This window comes from Paracoccus sp. SJTW-4 (assembly GCF_047716885.1).
In the GTDB taxonomy this organism is placed as follows: domain Bacteria; phylum Pseudomonadota; class Alphaproteobacteria; order Rhodobacterales; family Rhodobacteraceae; genus Paracoccus; species Paracoccus solventivorans.
In genome coordinates this window covers 930279-946328 of record NZ_CP136681.1, presented here as the reverse complement: position 1 = coordinate 946328, position 16050 = coordinate 930279, and the positions used below count along the sequence as shown (strand labels likewise).

The 16050-nt window shown below is 69.1% G+C and carries 14 protein-coding genes; 7 read left to right on the top strand and 7 right to left on the bottom strand.

Features of this window, described 5'->3' with window-relative positions:
- Positions 1-28: 28 nt before the first annotated feature.
- Together RSP45_RS04675 and pepN are read right to left on the bottom strand one after the other, a co-directional pair.
- Positions 29-973 carry a lysophospholipid acyltransferase family protein gene (locus tag RSP45_RS04675; RefSeq protein WP_234951982.1) on the bottom strand — a complete coding sequence of 315 codons (945 nt, stop codon included), beginning with the start codon at positions 971-973 and terminating at the stop codon, positions 29-31.
- Positions 974-1044: 71 nt separating this feature from the next.
- On the bottom strand, positions 1045-3606 hold the full coding sequence (gene pepN, locus RSP45_RS04670; RefSeq protein WP_415393400.1) for an aminopeptidase N: 2562 nt from the start codon (positions 3604-3606) through the stop codon (positions 1045-1047).
- Between the two features lie 158 nt (positions 3607-3764).
- Here pepN and RSP45_RS04665 point away from each other — a divergent pair, with 158 nt between their 5' ends.
- The 3 genes from RSP45_RS04665 (at position 3765) to RSP45_RS04655 (ending at position 7656) form a co-directional block, all read left to right on the top strand.
- Positions 3765-4352, top strand: a complete 588-nt coding sequence (locus tag RSP45_RS04665) for a hypothetical protein (protein WP_415393399.1) — start codon at positions 3765-3767, stop codon at positions 4350-4352.
- A gap of 214 nt (positions 4353-4566) precedes the next feature.
- A complete protein-coding gene (locus RSP45_RS04660; RefSeq protein ID WP_415393398.1) occupies positions 4567-6141 on the top strand; it encodes a Re/Si-specific NAD(P)(+) transhydrogenase subunit alpha in 1575 nt (524 codons plus the stop codon).
- A gap of 6 nt (positions 6142-6147) precedes the next feature.
- The gene (locus RSP45_RS04655) at positions 6148-7656 is read left to right on the top strand and encodes an NAD(P)(+) transhydrogenase (Re/Si-specific) subunit beta (protein ID WP_415393397.1); all 1509 of its coding nucleotides are present in this window, start codon (positions 6148-6150) and stop codon (positions 7654-7656) included.
- Positions 7657-7872: 216 nt separating this feature from the next.
- Here the strand turns inward: RSP45_RS04655 and RSP45_RS04650 are convergent, their stop codons facing one another.
- Complete coding sequence (locus tag RSP45_RS04650; protein WP_415393396.1) at positions 7873-8382, bottom strand: L,D-transpeptidase family protein; 510 nt, start codon at positions 8380-8382, stop codon at positions 7873-7875.
- Positions 8383-8549: 167 nt separating this feature from the next.
- Here RSP45_RS04650 and RSP45_RS04645 point away from each other — a divergent pair, with 167 nt between their 5' ends.
- Positions 8550-9890, top strand: a complete 1341-nt coding sequence (locus RSP45_RS04645; RefSeq protein WP_415393395.1) for a DUF3422 family protein — start codon at positions 8550-8552, stop codon at positions 9888-9890.
- A 15-nt stretch (positions 9891-9905) separates the two neighbouring features.
- Positions 9906-10253 (top strand): arsenate reductase family protein, encoded by a 348-nt coding sequence (locus RSP45_RS04640; protein WP_415393394.1) that lies wholly within the window; start codon positions 9906-9908, stop codon positions 10251-10253.
- On the opposite strand, the gene RSP45_RS04635 is transcribed toward RSP45_RS04640, so the two are convergent.
- From RSP45_RS04635 to RSP45_RS04620, 4 genes are all read right to left on the bottom strand, one after another.
- Positions 10250-10873 (bottom strand): YitT family protein, encoded by a 624-nt coding sequence (locus RSP45_RS04635; RefSeq protein WP_415393393.1) that lies wholly within the window; start codon positions 10871-10873, stop codon positions 10250-10252. The genes RSP45_RS04640 and RSP45_RS04635 overlap by 4 nt on opposite strands.
- A 1118-nt stretch (positions 10874-11991) precedes the next feature.
- Positions 11992-12942, bottom strand: a complete 951-nt coding sequence (locus tag RSP45_RS04630) for a nucleoside hydrolase (protein ID WP_415393392.1) — start codon at positions 12940-12942, stop codon at positions 11992-11994.
- Positions 12943-13120: 178 nt separating this feature from the next.
- Positions 13121-13834 (bottom strand): response regulator transcription factor CtrA, encoded by a 714-nt coding sequence (gene ctrA, locus RSP45_RS04625; RefSeq protein ID WP_324328484.1) that lies wholly within the window; start codon positions 13832-13834, stop codon positions 13121-13123.
- A gap of 71 nt (positions 13835-13905) precedes the next feature.
- The gene (locus RSP45_RS04620; protein WP_415393391.1) at positions 13906-14229 is read right to left on the bottom strand and encodes a DUF1153 domain-containing protein; all 324 of its coding nucleotides are present in this window, start codon (positions 14227-14229) and stop codon (positions 13906-13908) included.
- Between the two features lie 115 nt (positions 14230-14344).
- Here RSP45_RS04620 and mnmA point away from each other — a divergent pair, with 115 nt between their 5' ends.
- A complete protein-coding gene (gene mnmA / locus RSP45_RS04615; RefSeq protein ID WP_415393997.1) occupies positions 14345-15505 on the top strand; it encodes a tRNA 2-thiouridine(34) synthase MnmA in 1161 nt (386 codons plus the stop codon).
- A complete protein-coding gene (locus RSP45_RS04610) occupies positions 15502-16041 on the top strand; it encodes a glutathione peroxidase (RefSeq protein WP_415393390.1) in 540 nt (179 codons plus the stop codon). Before mnmA ends, RSP45_RS04610 begins: the two co-directional genes overlap by 4 nt.
- The last annotated feature ends 9 nt before the right edge of the window (positions 16042-16050 follow it).

Here is a 16050-nt window from a genome sequence, read left to right as displayed (position 1 = left end):
AAGGGGCCGGGGGCGCGGCGCGCCGCCGTCAGGGCTTTTCCCCCAGCGGGCGGTGGATGGTGCGGCGGCGGCGGCGCACCTCGCGCAGATGCGACATATGGGCCGCGTTGGGGCCGGGGGGCGGCAGATCCAGCACCGCCCGGCGCAGCGCCTCGATCCCCTCTTCCGAGCGGGCGGGCAGCGAGGCGGAATCGATCGGCTGGCCGATGGTGATGCGATAGGTATGGCCGGCCTTGTTCAGCACCTCGTGGAACAGCGTCACGTCGCGCAGCGTCGGGTGGATCGCGTCCAGCAGGTAGAACAGCGCCGAGTTGCGCGCCCGGATGTGCAGCGGGATCACCGGGGCGCCGAACTTGCGCGCGATCATCGCGGCGCTGGCCATCCACGGCCGTTCGTGCAGCGTCAGCCCGCGGCGCTTGGCCAGCCGCCCGGAGGGGAAGATCAGCCCGATCCGCCCCTGTCCCAGCGCGGCGCGGGTATAGTCCATCGTCTGCTTGGTCTTGGCGTGGCTGCGCTTTTCCAGCCGCCACTCCACCGGGGCGATCAGCTCTTCGGTCTGGGGCAGCACCCGGATCATGTCGTGATTGGCATAGATGAACAGATCGTCGCGCACCGCCGAGACCACCGCGTGCAGCACGATCCCGTCGGCGATGCCGGTCGGGTGGTTGGCCACGATCAGCGCCGGGCCGGTGGCGGGGATATGTTCCAGCCCGTCCACCCGCAGGTCGCGCAGGATCAGCCCCGAGATGCGGCGCATGATCTCGGCCGTGGGCAGGTCGCGGAACTCGGCCGCCAGCTCGATCGAGCGGGGGTATTGCAGCAGCTGCATCATCAGCAGCCGCGCCGCGGTATGGTGCGGCCGCCCCGAATAGAGCCAGGGCGCACGTTCCTCGATCAGCGGGTCCAGCCGCTGCTGCATCTCGGTCCGGGCCGGCAGGCGGCCCGTCGGGTCTGGCGATTCTCTCGGCGGCATCTGGCTCATCTGTCTGTGATTCCGATGGTTGCCCCTGAGGATTGACGCGGACAAGCCCCGTCGGGTTCCCCTCAGCCCCCGGCGGCAAGAATGCGCCGGACCATCTCGGCGCTGTTGACGGACAGCGACGGCATCGCGGCGATCCGTTCCAGCGCCGCGCGGGCCGCGGCGCGGCGGCTGGCGTCGTGCCGGGGCCAGGTTTCAAAGGCGGTCATCATCCGCGCCGCGGTCTGCGGGTTCGCCGGATCCAGCCGCATCAGCCATTCGGCCACGAAGTCGTAGCCCGAGCCGTCGGCGGCGTGGAACGCGGCCGGGTTCGCCGTCACCGCCCCGATCAGCGCGCGGAAGCGGTTCGGGTTCTTCCAGTCGAAATCGGGACGCGCGGCGAGGCTGCGGGCGATGGCGACGGCGCGGGCGGGCGGGGCGGCCATCGGCTGGATAGTGAAGAACTTGTCCATCACCAGCCGGTTGTCTGCGAACTGCGATTCCATCTGCGCCAGCGCCGGGCCGGCGCGGTCCAGTCGCACCAGCGCCGCCAGCGCCCCCATGCGCTGGGTCATGTCGGGGGCGGCGTCCCACAGCGCCTGCGCCAGCGCACCGCCGTCCAGCCGCGACAGCAGCCCCAGCGCCGCCAGCCGCAGCGAGCGCCGCCCGGCCGAGGCCGCATCGGGCGAATAGGGGCCGGCCGGGTTCATCCGCTCGTAAAGCGCCGTCAGCACCGGGCGGTGGTCGCGGGCAATGGTTTCGGCCAGCGCCTCGCGCGCCTCGTGGATGCGGTCGGGGTCGGGGATGGCGCCGCGGGCTGCGATCGCGGCCGCAATCTCGTCCTCGGACGGCAGGCGCAGCACCAGCGCCACGAAGGCGGGGTCGAGCGTCTCGTCCCCCAGCACCCCCGACAGCGCCCGGGAAAACGCCGGGTCGGGGTCGCCGCCCTGCGCGGCGGCAACCAGCGCATCCACTGCCAGCTCATGCCCGGCCTGCCAGCGGGCAAATTCGTCGCTGTCATGGGCCAGCAGCAGGGCGCGGTCGGCGGCGCTCATCCGCCGCTCGACCGTGACCGGGGCGGAAAACCCGCGCAGCAGCGACACCACGGGCCGCGCGCCGAGGCCCTCGAAATGCCATTCCTGCTCGGCCTCGGTCATTTCCAGCAGCTGCGTCGGCAGCACCTCGTCGCCGTTGGGCGAGATCAACCCCAGCGCGATCGGGATCACCCGCGGCGGCTTGTCGGGCTGGCCGGGGGTGGGGGCGGTCGCCTGCGCAAACCGCAGGGTCAGGCGGCCGGCGTCCTCGTCCCAGCTTTCCGCCATGGTCAGCCGCGGGGTGCCGGCGTCGGTATACCAGCGCTTGAACTGCGCCAGGTCGCGGCCGGTGGCGTCCTGAAACACCAGCAGCCAGTCCTCGATGGTGCAGGCCTGCCCGTCGTGGCGGTCGAAATACAGATCCATCCCGGCGCGCCAGCCATCCTCGCCCACCAGCCGGCGCAGCATCCCGATCACCTCGGCGCCTTTTTCATAGACGGTGGCGGTGTAGAAATTGTTGATTTCCTCATACCGGTCCGGCCGAGGGGGATGCGCCAGCGGCCCCGCATCCTCGCGGAACTGGCGGGCGCGCAGCGTCACCACATCCTCGATGCGCTTGACCGCGGCCGAGCGCAGGTCCGAGGTGAACTGCTGGTCGCGATAGACGGTCAGCCCCTCTTTCAGGCACAGCTGGAACCAGTCGCGGCAGGTGATGCGGTTGCCGGTCCAGTTGTGGAAATATTCATGCGCGATCACGGATTCGATGCGCTCATAATCGGCATCGGTGGCAGTGTCGGGGCTGGCCAGCACCAGTTTCGAGTTGAAGATGTTCAACCCCTTGTTTTCCATGGCCCCCATGTTGAAATCGTCCACCGCGACGATGTTGAACACATCCAGGTCGTATTCGCGCCCGTAAGCCCGTTCGTCCCACGCCATCGAGGCCTTCAGCGCCTGCATCGCAAAGCCCGCGCGGTCCAGATCGCCCGGCCGCACCCAGATGTTCAGCGCTACCTCGCGCCCCGACATGGTGGTGAAGCGGTCGGAAAGCGCGCGCAGCTCGCCCGCCACCAGTGCGAACAGATAGGCGGGCTTGGGCCAGGGATCGTGCCATTCCGCCCAGCCCTGACCCTGCGCCACCGGGTTGCCGTTCGACAGCAGCACCGGCAGGTCGGATCGCACCACCACCCGGAACGGCGCCATCACGTCGGGGCGGTCGGGATACCAGGTGATGTGGCGGAAGCCCTCGGCCTCGCATTGGGTGCAGAACATGCCGCCCGAGAGATACAGCCCCTCGAGCGCGGTGTTGTCGGCGGGGTCGATCTCGACCTCGGCGGCAAAGGTGAAGGGACGGTCGGGCAGGGCGGCCTCGGCGATGCTCAGCGATTCCGCGCCGATGGTCAGATGCGCGGGATCGACCGGGCGCCCGTCGATGGCGACCGCGCGCGTGCGCAGCCCCGCGCCGCCGTCCATGACCAGCGGCCCCGGCCCGCTGCGCTCCATCGCGATGTCCGAGCGCACCATCGTCCCCCGCGGCGCCAGCGCGAACTCCAGCCGCGTTTCGGTGATGCGGAACGGCCAGGGGCGATAGTCGTCAAGCAAGCGGGTTTCCGCCATTTCTGCCTCCGCTGGGGAAATATGTTCGAACCGGGGAACTTGTGTCGAAGCAGAGTGTTAAGCGCAGGATTACGGGGTCGCAACCCGGGCTGTCCTCGTCTATGACGGCGCGGCAGAACCGGTCCCGAAATACCGAACAGCTTCAAGGAGTCACACACATGGCCAACTACGACCCCAACGATCCGCGCCGCACCGATGCCACCGACCCGCACCGTCCCGTGGATCCGGCCGGTCGCACCACCGCCGTGAACGAAACCTATGTCGAGCCGGTCGAGAAGAAAGCCTCGCCGCTGCCGCTGATCATCGGGATCCTGCTGGCCTTGGCGCTGGCCTGGTGGCTGCTGTCGAACTTCATGGGCAACGACACCGACACCGCGGGCGACACCACCACGACCACCACCACGGTGACCACGCCCGAGACCGACACCGCCCCGGCCACCACCACCACCGCCCCGGCAGTGACCGAACCGGCCGACACCACCACCGAAACCACCACCACCGAGGTGCCGGTGGAAGAGCCCGCGGCCGACACGGCGACCGACATCACCACGGATACCGCGCCCGCGGCCGATTCTGCCGCGACCGAGGCCGAGACGGCGGTGGATGACGCCGAAGCCGCGGCCGACGCCGCCGAGGATGCCGCGGCCGAGGCCGAGGCTGCCGCCGACGCGGCCGCCGATGCCGCCGCCGATTCCGCGACCGACACCACCACCCCGGGCACGGTGGTCCCGCCCGCCACGAACTGACGGTCCTTTGCGGCCGCTCGGGTGCCGGGGTCATCCCTCGCCCCGGCACCCACCGACCGGCCTCAGGGCCCCTCCGACCGCCGCGTCCCCAGCGCGGCGGTTTTTTGCCGTCCTCGCGCGTGCGCGTATGGCGTCCGCCCCGCTCTCAGGCTTGTGAAAGTCCGAAACGCGGTGCTAATGCAGGTGCAGCAACGGACAAAGGGGGGCGGGCCCGGTGAGAATTGGCGCGTTGAAGGAGATTTTCGAGGGAGAGGCGCGGGTTGCCGTCACTCCGTCGTCTGCGGGGCATCTGCAGAAGCTCGGGCACGAGGTTCACGTCGAATCCGGCGCCGGGGCGCGGTCCGGGTTTTCGGACGCGGCCTATGAGCGGGCGGGGGTGATCGTGCATCCTACCGCCGCGGCGCTGCTGGCGGCGGTGGATGTGGTCGCCAAGGTGCGGCCCCCGACCGAGGACGAACTGGCGGCGATGCGCGAGGGGCAGACGCTGATCTCGTTCTTCTATCCCGGGCAGAACTCGGAACTGCTGGAACAGGCGCGGGCGCGGGGCGTCGACGCCATCGCCATGGACATGGTGCCGCGGATTTCGCGGGCGCAGAAAATGGACGCGCTGTCCTCGATGGCCAATATCGCCGGCTACCGCGCGGTGATCGAGGCCGCGAACAACTTCGGCCGCTTTTTCACCGGGCAGGTGACGGCGGCGGGCAAGGTGCCGCCGGCCAAGGTGCTGGTGGTGGGCGCGGGCGTGGCCGGTCTGGCCGCGATCGGCGCCGCGACCAGCCTGGGCGCGCAGGTCTACGCCTTCGACGTGCGCCCCGAGGTGGCCGAGCAGATCGAATCGATGGGCGCCGAGTTCGTGTATCTCGACTTCACCGATCAGGTGCAGGACGGGGCCGCGACCGGCGGCTATGCCGCGCCCTCGTCGCCCGAGTTCCTGGCCAAGCAGCTTGAGAAGTTCCGCGAGCTGGCGCCCGAGATGGACATCGTGATCACCACCGCGCTGATCCCCGGCCGGCCCGCGCCGAAGCTGTGGACCACCGACATGGTCGAGGCGATGAAGCCCGGCTCGGTCATCGTCGACCTGGCCGCCGAGCGCGGCGGCAACTGCGACCTGACCGTCCCGGACGAAAAGATCGTGACCGAGAACGGCGTCACCGTCATCGGCTATACCGACTTCCCCTCGCGCATGGGGGCGCAGGCCTCCGAGCTTTACGGCAACAACGTGCGCCACATGCTGGCCGACCTGACGCCGGCCAAGGACGGCACGCTGGTCCACGACATGGACGACGACGTGATCCGCGGGGCCACCATCACCCGCGACCACGACATCACCTGGCCGCCGCCGCCCCCCAAGGTGCAGGCGATCGCCGCGCAGAAGCCGCGCGAGAAGGTCAAGGAGCCGACGCCCGAGGAACGCAGGGCCGCGGAACACGCAGCCTTCCGCCAGCAGACCCGCAACCAGGTGACGCTGCTGGTCGCCGGCGGCGCGGTGATGGCGCTGGCCGGGCTGTTCGCGCCGGCGTCGTTCCTGCAGCATTTCATCGTCTTCGTGCTGGCGGTGTTCATCGGCTTCCAGGTGATCTGGAACGTCGCGCATTCGCTGCACACGCCACTGATGGCGGTCACCAACGCGATCTCGTCGATCGTGATCCTGGGGGCGCTGCTGCAGATCGGCTCGGGCTCGGCCTGGGTGATCATCCTGGCGGCGCTGTCGGTGCTGATGACCGGCGTCAACATCTTCGGGGGCTTCCTGGTCACGCGCCGGATGCTCGCCATGTTCCAGAAGTCGTAAGGGTCGATGATGGAGAATACCGTGATCACCACCGCCCCCGCCGCGCCCCTGAACGTCGTCCTGGACGTGCTGCCGGCCTACGGCTTCACCACCGCGGCCTATGTTGTCGCCGCGGTCCTGTTCATCCTGTCGCTGGGCGGGCTGTCCGGCCAGGAAAGCGCCAAGCGCGCGGTCTGGTACGGCATCGTCGGCATGGCGCTGGCGGTGCTGGCGACGCTGTTCGGCCCGGCCTCGGCCAACTGGTGGCTGACGGTCATCATGCTGGCCATCGGCGGCGCCGGCGGCTGGGTGCTGGCCACCCGCGTGCAGATGACCGAGATGCCGCAGCTGATCGCCGCGATGCACAGCCTGGTCGGGCTTGCCGCCGTGTTCATCGGCCTGAACGCGCAGCTTGAACTGGGCCGGGTGATCCGCGCCCGGGCCGAGGGCGTTGTCGAGGGCTTCGGCGGCTTTGCCGCGATGCTGGCGCAGAAGACCCCGGCCGAGATCGCCATGCTCAAGATCGAGGTGGCGCTGGGCATTTTCATCGGCGCGGTCACCTTTACCGGCTCGGTCGTGGCCTATGGCAAGCTGGCCGGCAAGATCGACGGCAAGCCGAAGAAGCTGCCGGGCGGGCACATGCTGAACCTGACGGCGGCGCTGCTGTCGCTGCTGCTGACCATCCTCTACGTCACCGGCTGGGGCCCGGCGGTGCTGTGGCTGCTGATCCTCGCGGTGATCGCGGGCTTCATCGGCTGGCACCTGATCATGGGCATCGGCGGTGCCGACATGCCGGTGGTGGTGTCGATGCTGAACAGCTATTCCGGCTGGGCGGCGGCGATGATCGGCTTCACCCTGTCGAACGACCTGCTGATCGTGACCGGGGCGCTGGTCGGCTCTTCGGGTGCGATCCTGTCCTATATCATGTGCAAGGCGATGAACCGCTCGTTCATCAGCGTGATCCTGGGCGGCTTCGGTGGCGAGGCCGGCCCCGCGATGGAGATCGAGGGCGAACAGATCGCCATCGACGCCGACGGCGTGGCCGCGGCCCTGAACGAGGCCGACAGCGTCATCATCGTCCCCGGCTACGGCATGGCGGTGGCTCAGGCCCAGCAATCGGTCAGCGAGCTGACCCGCAAGCTGCGCGCCGCCGGCAAAGAGGTGCGCTTTGCCATCCACCCGGTCGCCGGCCGACTGCCCGGGCACATGAACGTGCTGCTGGCCGAGGCCAAGGTCCCCTATGACATCGTGCTGGAAATGGACGAGATCAACGAGGACTTCCCCTCGACCGACGTGGCGATCGTCATCGGCTCGAACGACATCGTGAACCCGGCGGCACAAGAGGACCCGAACAGCCCCATCGCCGGGATGCCGGTGCTGGAGGTCTGGAAGGCCAAGCAAGTGTTCGTGTCGAAACGCGGCCAGGGCACCGGCTATTCCGGCATCGAGAACCCGCTGTTCTACAAGGAAAACACGCGGATGTTCTATGGCGACGCCAAGAAGTCCATCGACGCGCTGCTGCCGATGATCGACTGAGACCGGCGGCGGCTGGAAACAGGAAACCCCCGCTTCGGCGGGGGTTTTTTGTTGGAAACGGCGGAGCGGTTTGAGGCGCGGGACCGGGGCTCTGCCCCGGACCCCGGGATATTTAAGAACCGCCCGAAGGGCCAAGGGGAGCGCGGCGCTCAGGGGCGCGGCCCCCTGGGCAGGGCGAGAGAGCCGGGGCCGATCGGGGCTCCTGCCGGCGGTGTCTCAGGGGGTGATCAGGACCGGGGTGCCATCGCGGACCATGGCATAGATATCCTCGATCTGGTCGTCGTTCACCGCGATGCAGCCGGCGGTCCAGTCGCGCTTGTGGGGCGCCAGCGCCCGGCCCTCGGGGCCCCAGCCGTGGATGAAGATGTCCCCGCCCGGGTCCTGCCCCTGCGCCAGCGCGAAACCGGCATCCTGCGGGTTCGGATAGGAAATCCCCAGCGACAGGTGATACTTGCTGTCGGGGTTGCGGCGGTCGATGTAATAGAGCCCCTCGGGGGTCTTGCCGTCACCCGAGAACTGCTTGTGGCCCACCGGCTCGTTCCCCAGCCCGACATCATAGGCCGCGATCACGCTCGACCCGCTGAAGAACAGCATCTGCCGCGCCGATTTGTTCACCACGATCTGGGTTACCGGAGGGCCGTCATAGCTCTTGAACTTGCTGGGCGCGCAGGACGCCGCCAGCGCCAGCAGCATCGCCGCGATCGGCAGTCTGAACGAGGGTCTCATGATCTGTCCCGTGATTATTGCCCCGATCTTGCCGCAGCCGCCGCCTTTGGACAACCGGGGCGGCGATCACGATAGGCTCAGCGGCGGGCCGGCGGCGGGGAATGGCCGGCGGGCCTTGCGCCGCGAAGCGCTTGCGCGGGCGGCGGTTTGCGGGTTGATGTCGGGGCATGGAAAAGCACCCGCCCCGCACCCCGAGCCCGCTGGACCACCCGCTGCGCTACGAGATGGTGAACGAGCTGCACGCCCGCCCATCGCCGCGGCTGAACGTGCCCTGCACCGCGGTCTATGTCGCGTTCAAGGAACCGCGCGACGCCGCCAGCCGCGACCGCAGCGTCGATCTTGCGCATCTGGCCGAGCTGGTGGCGCGCCACGGCGCCCCCGCGCCGCCGCCGGAAGCCGGGCATTACGCCGCCCAGCTGGGCCGGCACGAGCTGCGCTGGGAAAGCCACAGCGAGTTCGTCAGCTACGCCAGCTTCTCGCCCGGCCGGCCGCATCGGCCCTTCGATCCGGCGCTGGCCGAGCTGTTTCCCGACGAATGGCAGGCCCGCGCCCCCGGGCGGCGGGTGGCGGCGGCGATCGTGCAGGTGCTGCCGATGCCCGAGGACCCGGCCGCGATCACCCCGCTGCTGGGGCAGTGGTTCGCCGCCGACGGGCTGGTCGCGGTGCAGGTGCTGGACGGGGCCGGGGTCGCCGCCACCGATTTCCGCGTCGATCCGGCCGGCTGGATGCGCTTTGCGGTATTCGTCGCCCCCGATGTCGGCGCCGGGCGCATCGGCCGCATCGTGCAGCGGCTGCTGGAGCTGGAAACCTATCGCGCCATGTCGATGCTGGGTCTGCCGCGGGTGCGCTCGCTGACCGCGACGATGAACACGCTGGAAACGAGGCTCGCCACCCTGCTCGAGCGGCTGGGCGACGACAGCGGCAGCCCCGATTCGGCGCTGCAGGAGCTTCTGGACCTGGCGCAGCAGCTGGAATCCGCGGCGACCCAGCACGGGTTCCGCTTTGGCGCCACCCGCGCCTATGAGGCCATCGTCCACGACCGCATCGCCACCCTGCGCGAGACCCGTTTCCAAGGCCGCCAGACCCTGACCGAGTTCATGGTGCGCCGCTATCAGCCCGCCATGCGCACCGTGCACTCGGCCGAGCGGCGGCTGGCGGCGCTGGTCGACCGGGCGGCGCGGGCGGGCGAGTTGCTGCGCACCCGTGTCGACGTGCAGCGCAGCGGCCAGAACCAGGCGCTGCTGGAGCGCATGGACCGCCGCGCCGACCTGCAGCTGCGGCTGCAGCACACGGTCGAGGGGCTGTCGGTGTTTGCAATCAGCTATTATGCCGTGGGGCTGCTGGGCTATGCCGCGACGCCCTTGGCCGGCGAGTTCGGGGTGGACCGCGCGGTGCTGGTCGCGGTGCTCACCCCGCTGGTGGTGCTGGCGGTCTGGGCGGCGATGCGGCGGGTGCGTGCCCGGCTTCACGATGCGGCGGGGAATCGTTCCGGCCGCGGGGATCTTTGACGCAAGGAAAATGCGATGAGCGACAAGCGGTTAGAGATATACGGTCTGGCGCATTGCTCGACCTGCCAAAAGGCGATCGCGGCGCTGCAGGATGCGGGCTGGGTGGTGGATTTCCGCGACGTGAAGACCGCGCCGCTGTCCGAGGCGGAACGCGCGCGGCTGGTCGATGATTTCGGGCCCAAGCTGGTCAACCGCGCCAGCCTGACCTGGCGGGCCATGTCCGAGGCAGAGCGCGCCGAGGAGCCGGTGGCGATGCTGGGCGCGCGCCCCTCGGTGATGAAACGCCCGGCCATCGTCGCAGGCGACCAGCGGCTGCTGGGCTGGACCGCCAACGTCAAGCGCGCGCTCGGGGTCGAGGCCTAGACGATATAGCGGTCGCGGCGGTGGTTGATCGCGATGACGAGGTTCAGCACCGCCGCCCCCAGCGCCGACCACAGCACCCGCTGCCACGGCATCAGGGCGAAGGCGGCGGCGAACAGCGCCGCATCGAACCCCATCTGCACCCAGCCGGCGCGGATGCCGAGCCGGTCCTGCACATCCAGCGCCACCGCGCCGATGCCCCCTAGGCTGGTGCGGTGGCGAAACAGCGCCAGCAGGGCCGAGCCCGACACGAACCCCGCCAGCACCGCCGCCGCGCCGGGGTGCAGGTGGTCAAACCCGATCAGCCGCGGCAGCGCCATCGAGGTCGCCACCATCAGCAGCACCGCGACTATGGTGCGGATCAGGAACCCCGCCCCCAGCCGGCGGTAGCCGAAACCGTAGAACGGCAGGCTCAGCACCAGATAGACCGGCCCGAAGCCGTAATCCGTCGCGTTCGAGATCAGCAGCGCCAGCCCCGCCAGCTGCCCGGTAATCAACCCGGCGCTGCCCAGCAGCATCGCCCCGAATGCCGCCATCACGCCGCCAAAGGCGATGCCCTGCGCATCCTCCAGGACACTGTGGCGATGGGGCGCGGGTGGGGTGGGGGCGGGCTGGCTGCTCATGTGCGCGGGATGCCGGACTGCGCGGGCTCTGTCCAGAGGGAGCGGTGCGGGGCAGCGTCGAGGGGGGGGACCGGGGCAATGTGGCACTGCGTGAAACAGGAGGTGGCGTGGCCAGTTGCGACGACACGGTCATGAGGGTGGCGAGTGGCGCGGGCGGAACGAGCGACCTTGCGGCCAGAATCGGCGGTGAAGGTTCTGCTGGCGATGTTGCAGGGGTATTTGGACCAGAAAGAAGCCCGGTGGCGGCGAGTGGGCGCGCTTGCGGCCAGCGCGAGGCTGAGCGAGCGGCGCTGACAAGAGTTGGTGACAAGGGCGACGGAGGTGCTGCTGGCATTGCAGATGTGTTGGAGCCGGAAAGCAGCTCCGCTGCAGTGAGCGGGCTGTGGCGTCAGAGCAGTGCCGGCCAGCGGCGAGGGCGGCAAGAGCAGGCGGCGAAGGTCCTGCTGGTGGTGTTGCAGGGAGTATTTGGACCGGAAGAAGCCCGACAGCGGCAGGTGAGCGCGCTTGCAGCCGGGCGACGGAGGTGCTGCTGGCCTTGCAGCTATGATGGGGTTGGCAAGAAGTTCTGCTGCGGTGTGTGGGCGCTGTGGCGCCAGAGCAGTGCCGGCCAGCGGCGAGGGCGGCAAGAGCAGGCGACGAAGGTCCTTCGGGTAGTGTTGCAGGGGTATTTGGGCCAGAAAGAAGCCCCGGCAACGGCGAGTGGGCGCCCTTGCGGCCGGGTGCGAGGCTGAGCGGCGCTGGCGGCAAGAGTAGGGGATAAGGGCGACGTGCTGCTGGCGTTGCAGATGTGCGGAACTCCACTGCGGTGAGCGAGCGCCGTCGCGTCAGAGCAATGCCGGGCCAACGGCGGGGGGGGGGGCAGGAACTGGCCGCGGGGTGACGCAACTCCTGCTTGCGACGTCGCAAAGGTGCTGGGCCCGCCAGCCCCACCCCGGTTGCCGCCCTTCATGACCTCGACCCCGGAGCAAGAGGCCAAGCCGCAAGCTGGGGCTGGGCGCGCGGACCTGCATATCGGCGGCGCGGCGGCTGTGTATTCGGCCCGGAAGATACCCTGCCGCGGTGAAGCGGGCAGCCATTGTATCAGCACGCCGGCTGCGGTGAAGCGGACAGCCGTTACGTCAGGGCGTGGGGTTGCGGTCAAGACTGGCGATGCGGGTCGAGAGCAGGCGGAACAGCCCGTCGCGGTCGACCTCGCGGATGAACAGCGCATTGGGCGGGCGGCCGGTCACCCCCCACCAGTCGACTACGGTCATGCCGCGGGTCATGCGGCCCTCGGTCTCGATCTCGACATTGACGCGGCGGCCGGAAAACAGGTCGGGCGCAATCAACCAGGCCACCGCGCAGGGGTCGTGCAGCGGTGCGCCCTCGGCCCCGTATTTCGCCCGGTCGAAGCGCTCGTAGAACGAAGTCCAGCTGGCGACGGCGCGCCCGACCGGGCCGGTCTGTCGCATCGCCTCGGTCCAGTCGCGGCTGGTCAGCGCCTTGTGGGTCGCATCGAGCGGCAGCACCACGATCTCGGCGCCCGAGCCGAACACAAGCGCGGCGGCCTCGGGGTCGACGTGGATGTTGAACTCGGCGGCCGGGGTGACGTTGCCCAGCTCCGACCAGGCCCCGCCCATCAGCACGATCCGGCGCAGCCTGGGGATGATGTCGGGGGCGCGCTCGAAGGCGGTGGCGAGATTGGTCAGCGGCCCGATCGCGACCAGGGTGACGCTACCGACGGGTTCGCGGCGCAGGGTCTCGATGATGAAATCGACCGCGTGGCCGGGGGCGGGCTGCATCGTCGGCGCCGGCAGTTCGATCCCGTCGAGGCCCGAGGCGCCGTGCACATGTTCGGCCGTGACCAGCGCGCCCTTCAGCGGCCGGTCGCAGCCGGCATGGACGGGCAGGTCCGGCCGTCCGCCCAGTTCGCAGACGGTCAGCGCATTCTGCAGCGTCCGCTCCAGCGGCACGTTGCCCGCGACCACCGTCAGCCCCAGCAATTCGAGTTCGGGCGAGGCCAGCGCCAGCAGGATCGCCACCGCGTCGTCCTGGCCGGGATCGGTATCGATGATGAACTTCTGCGCCATGGCCACCCCCTCTTGCGCCCCGGCTGTTCCGGGGTCGCCCACACGCCCCAAGGGCGCCGTTCCGCCCGCAGCCTAGCGGCCGGGTTGCGGCGCCGGAAGGGCTCTCGCCACAATGCCCTTGTGCTTCTTTCTGGCCCAAATACCCCTGCAACGGCGCAATCAGGACCGCCGCCTGCGGTCACAGCCCCACCGCCATCCGCTCTGCCAGCGCCGCTTCCTGCGGGTCGCGCAGCACATAGCCGCGGCCCCAGACCGTCTCGATGTGGTTTTCGCCCCCTAGCGCCTCGGACAGTTTCTTGCGCAGCTTGCAGATGAACACGTCGATGATCTTCAGCTCCGGCTCGTCCATGCCGCCGTAGAGATGGTTCAGGAACATCTCTTTCGTCAGCGTGGTGCCCTTGCGCAGGCTGAGCAGTTCCAGGATCTGGTATTCCTTGCCGGTCAGGTTCACCGGCCGCCCATCCACCTCGACCGAGCGCGCGTCGATGTTGACCACCATGCGGCCGGTGCGGATCACCGCCTGGGCATGGCCCTTGGAGCGCCGGATGATCGCCTGGATGCGGGCCACCAGCTCTTCGCGGTGGAAGGGCTTGGTCATGTAGTCGTCCGCCCCGAAACCGAAGCCGCGCAGCTTGATTTCGGTGTCGTCGGCCCCGGTCAGGATCAGGATCGGCGTGTCGATCCGCGACAGCCTGATCTGGCGCAGCACCTCCATCCCGTTCATGTCGGGCAGGTCGAGGTCCAGCAGGATCAGGTCGTAGTCGTAAAGCTTCGCGAGATCGATTCCCTCCTCGCCCATGTCGGTCAGATAGACGTTGAAACTGGCGTGATTCAGCATCAGCTCGATGCTTCGCGCCGTGGTTGGGTCGTCCTCGACCAGCAGGATCCGCATTGACGTGGTCTCCGTCTTTTCGCCTCGATGCCTCCAGCATTGGTCCAATAGGTTAATATCTGGTGAACAGGTCAAGGATTGTTCGCCGCGGCATTCCGCGCGCCACGGTTTTTCGGGATCGCCTTGATTTTCAAGGCGGCGGGGCCAAGTTCCGCGACAGTTTCGATCCAGCCGTCCAGCTCTTCCTCGGTCAGGCCGTAGCGCTCGATCGCCTCGTCGCGGGCCAGCAGCCCGTGGGTGATCGCTTCGACCACCACGGCCTTGCGCCGCGCGACCCAGCGTTCCTGTCCGCTGGGCAGGTCGGCCAGCGTCAGGATGCGGCCGTCGCCCAGGGTGACGGTGCGCGGCCGCGTGGATTTTCGGACAAACATGGATGCCCCCTCAGCAATGCTCATGGGGCCATCTGGCATGACGGGTCTTAAGCCGGGGTGAACGGCTCGGGTTGTAAACAACCGCATTTTTCCTATATTTCGCGCGAACCCCGCCATCCGATGGACCGTTTCCGTGACAATGCACGACCCGCGCGGCGCGACGCGCCCGCTCAACAGCCTTGGTTTTGCGCGCCCGCCGGCCGAAACGCGGGTGGTCGTCGCCATGTCCGGCGGCGTCGACAGCTCGGTCGTGGCCGCGCAGCTCAAGGCCGAGGGGTATGACGTCATCGGCGTCACCCTGCAGCTTTACGACCACGGCGCGGCGCTGAAGAAAAAGGGCGCCTGCTGCGCGGGGCAGGACATCCACGACGCGCGCCGGGTGGCGGAACGCATCGGCATCCCGCATTACGTGCTCGACTATGAGAACCGGTTTCGCGAATCGGTGATCGAGGAGTTCGCCGACGCCTATCTGGCCGGCGCCACCCCGGTGCCTTGTATCCGCTGCAACGAGCGGGTGAAGTTCCGCGACCTGCTGCAGACCGCGCGCGAGCTTGACGCCGACTGCATGGCGACCGGCCACTACATCCGCCGCTTCGACGGGTCCGAGGGCGCCGAGCTGCACATGGCCGCCGACCCCGACCGCGACCAGAGCTATTTCCTGTTCTCGACCACGCAGGAGCAGCTGGATTTCCTGCGGTTTCCGCTGGGCGGGCTGGCCAGCAAGGCGCAGACAAGGGCGCTGGCCGCCGAACACGGGCTGATCGTTGCCGACAAGCCCGACAGCCAGGACATCTGCTTCGTCCCCGAGGGCAACTATGCCGCGGTGATCGAAAAGCTGCGCCCGGGCGCGGCCGAACCGGGCGATATCGTCGATCTGGATGGCAACATGTTGGGCCGGCACCGCGGGGTGATCCACTACACCATCGGCCAGCGCCGGGGCCTTGGCATCGGCGGCCTGGGCGATCCGCTGTATGTGGTGCGGCTGGACCCCGATTCGCGGCAGGTAATCGTCGGCCCGCGGGCGGCGCTGGCCACGCGCATCGTGCCGGTGGCCGAGGTCAACTGGCTGGGCGGCGGCGATTTCGCCGACGCGGGCGAACGCGAGATCATGGTCCGCATCCGCTCGACCCGCCCGCCGGCGCCGGCGATCCTGCGCCCCACCGGTCCGACCACCGCCGAGGTCGAGCTGGCCGCGGCCGAGGAAGGGGTCAGCCCCGGCCAGGCCTGCGTGTTCTACGAAGCCGGCTCGACCCGCGTGCTGGGCGGCGGCTGGATCACCATCAGGGAGTCGCGTCGATGACCGGACAGCTGGGCGATATCGCCCTCACCATGAACGACGGCAGCCCCGCCAGGCTGGATGACTGGCGGGGCAAGGTGCTGCTGGTCGTCAACGTCGCCTCGAAATGCGGGCTCACCCCGCAGTATGAGGGGCTCGAGGCGCTGTATCGCGCCAGGAAGGACCAGGGGCTGGTGGTGCTGGGCGTGCCGGCCAACGACTTCAAGCAGCAGGAACCCGGCACCGACGCGGAGATCTGCGAGTTCGCCCGCTCGCGCTTTGACGTGACCTTCCCGCTGGCCGCCAAGACCGAGGTGACGGGGCAGGGGAAGCACAAGCTCTATGCAACGCTGACCGCCGCCGCCCCCGACGCCGTGGGCGAGGCCGATTGGCGCGAGCGTATCGGCACCGGCGTCAACCCGAACCCCGAGGTGATGTGGAACTTCGAAAAGTTCCTGATCGGCCGCGACGGCAGCGTGGCGGGGCGCTTTGCCCCCGGGGTCAAGCCCGACGACCCGCGGCTGGTGGCGGCGATCGACCGCGCGCTGGCGCAGGACTAACCGAACGCC

Bases quoted from the DNA above. Each gene is read 5' to 3' on its own strand.
- RSP45_RS04675 (WP_234951982.1), bottom strand. From the start codon at position 973: ATGCCGCCGAGAGAATCGCCAGACCCGACGGGCCGCCTGCCGGCCCGG.
- pepN (WP_415393400.1), bottom strand. From the start codon at position 3,606: ATGGCGGAAACCCGCTTGCTTGACGACTATCGCCCCTGGCCGTTCCGC.
- RSP45_RS04665 (WP_415393399.1), top strand. From the start codon at position 3,765: ATGGCCAACTACGACCCCAACGATCCGCGCCGCACCGATGCCACCGAC.
- RSP45_RS04655 (WP_415393397.1), top strand. From the start codon at position 6,148: ATGATGGAGAATACCGTGATCACCACCGCCCCCGCCGCGCCCCTGAAC.
- RSP45_RS04650 (WP_415393396.1), bottom strand. From the start codon at position 8,382: ATGAGACCCTCGTTCAGACTGCCGATCGCGGCGATGCTGCTGGCGCTG.
- RSP45_RS04645 (WP_415393395.1), top strand. From the start codon at position 8,550: ATGGAAAAGCACCCGCCCCGCACCCCGAGCCCGCTGGACCACCCGCTG.
- RSP45_RS04640 (WP_415393394.1), top strand. From the start codon at position 9,906: ATGAGCGACAAGCGGTTAGAGATATACGGTCTGGCGCATTGCTCGACC.
- RSP45_RS04635 (WP_415393393.1), bottom strand. From the start codon at position 10,873: ATGAGCAGCCAGCCCGCCCCCACCCCACCCGCGCCCCATCGCCACAGT.
- RSP45_RS04630 (WP_415393392.1), bottom strand. From the start codon at position 12,942: ATGGCGCAGAAGTTCATCATCGATACCGATCCCGGCCAGGACGACGCG.
- ctrA (WP_324328484.1), bottom strand. From the start codon at position 13,834: ATGCGGATCCTGCTGGTCGAGGACGACCCAACCACGGCGCGAAGCATC.
- RSP45_RS04620 (WP_415393391.1), bottom strand. From the start codon at position 14,229: ATGAGCATTGCTGAGGGGGCATCCATGTTTGTCCGAAAATCCACGCGG.
- mnmA (WP_415393997.1), top strand. From the start codon at position 14,345: ATGCACGACCCGCGCGGCGCGACGCGCCCGCTCAACAGCCTTGGTTTT.
- RSP45_RS04610 (WP_415393390.1), top strand. From the start codon at position 15,502: ATGACCGGACAGCTGGGCGATATCGCCCTCACCATGAACGACGGCAGC.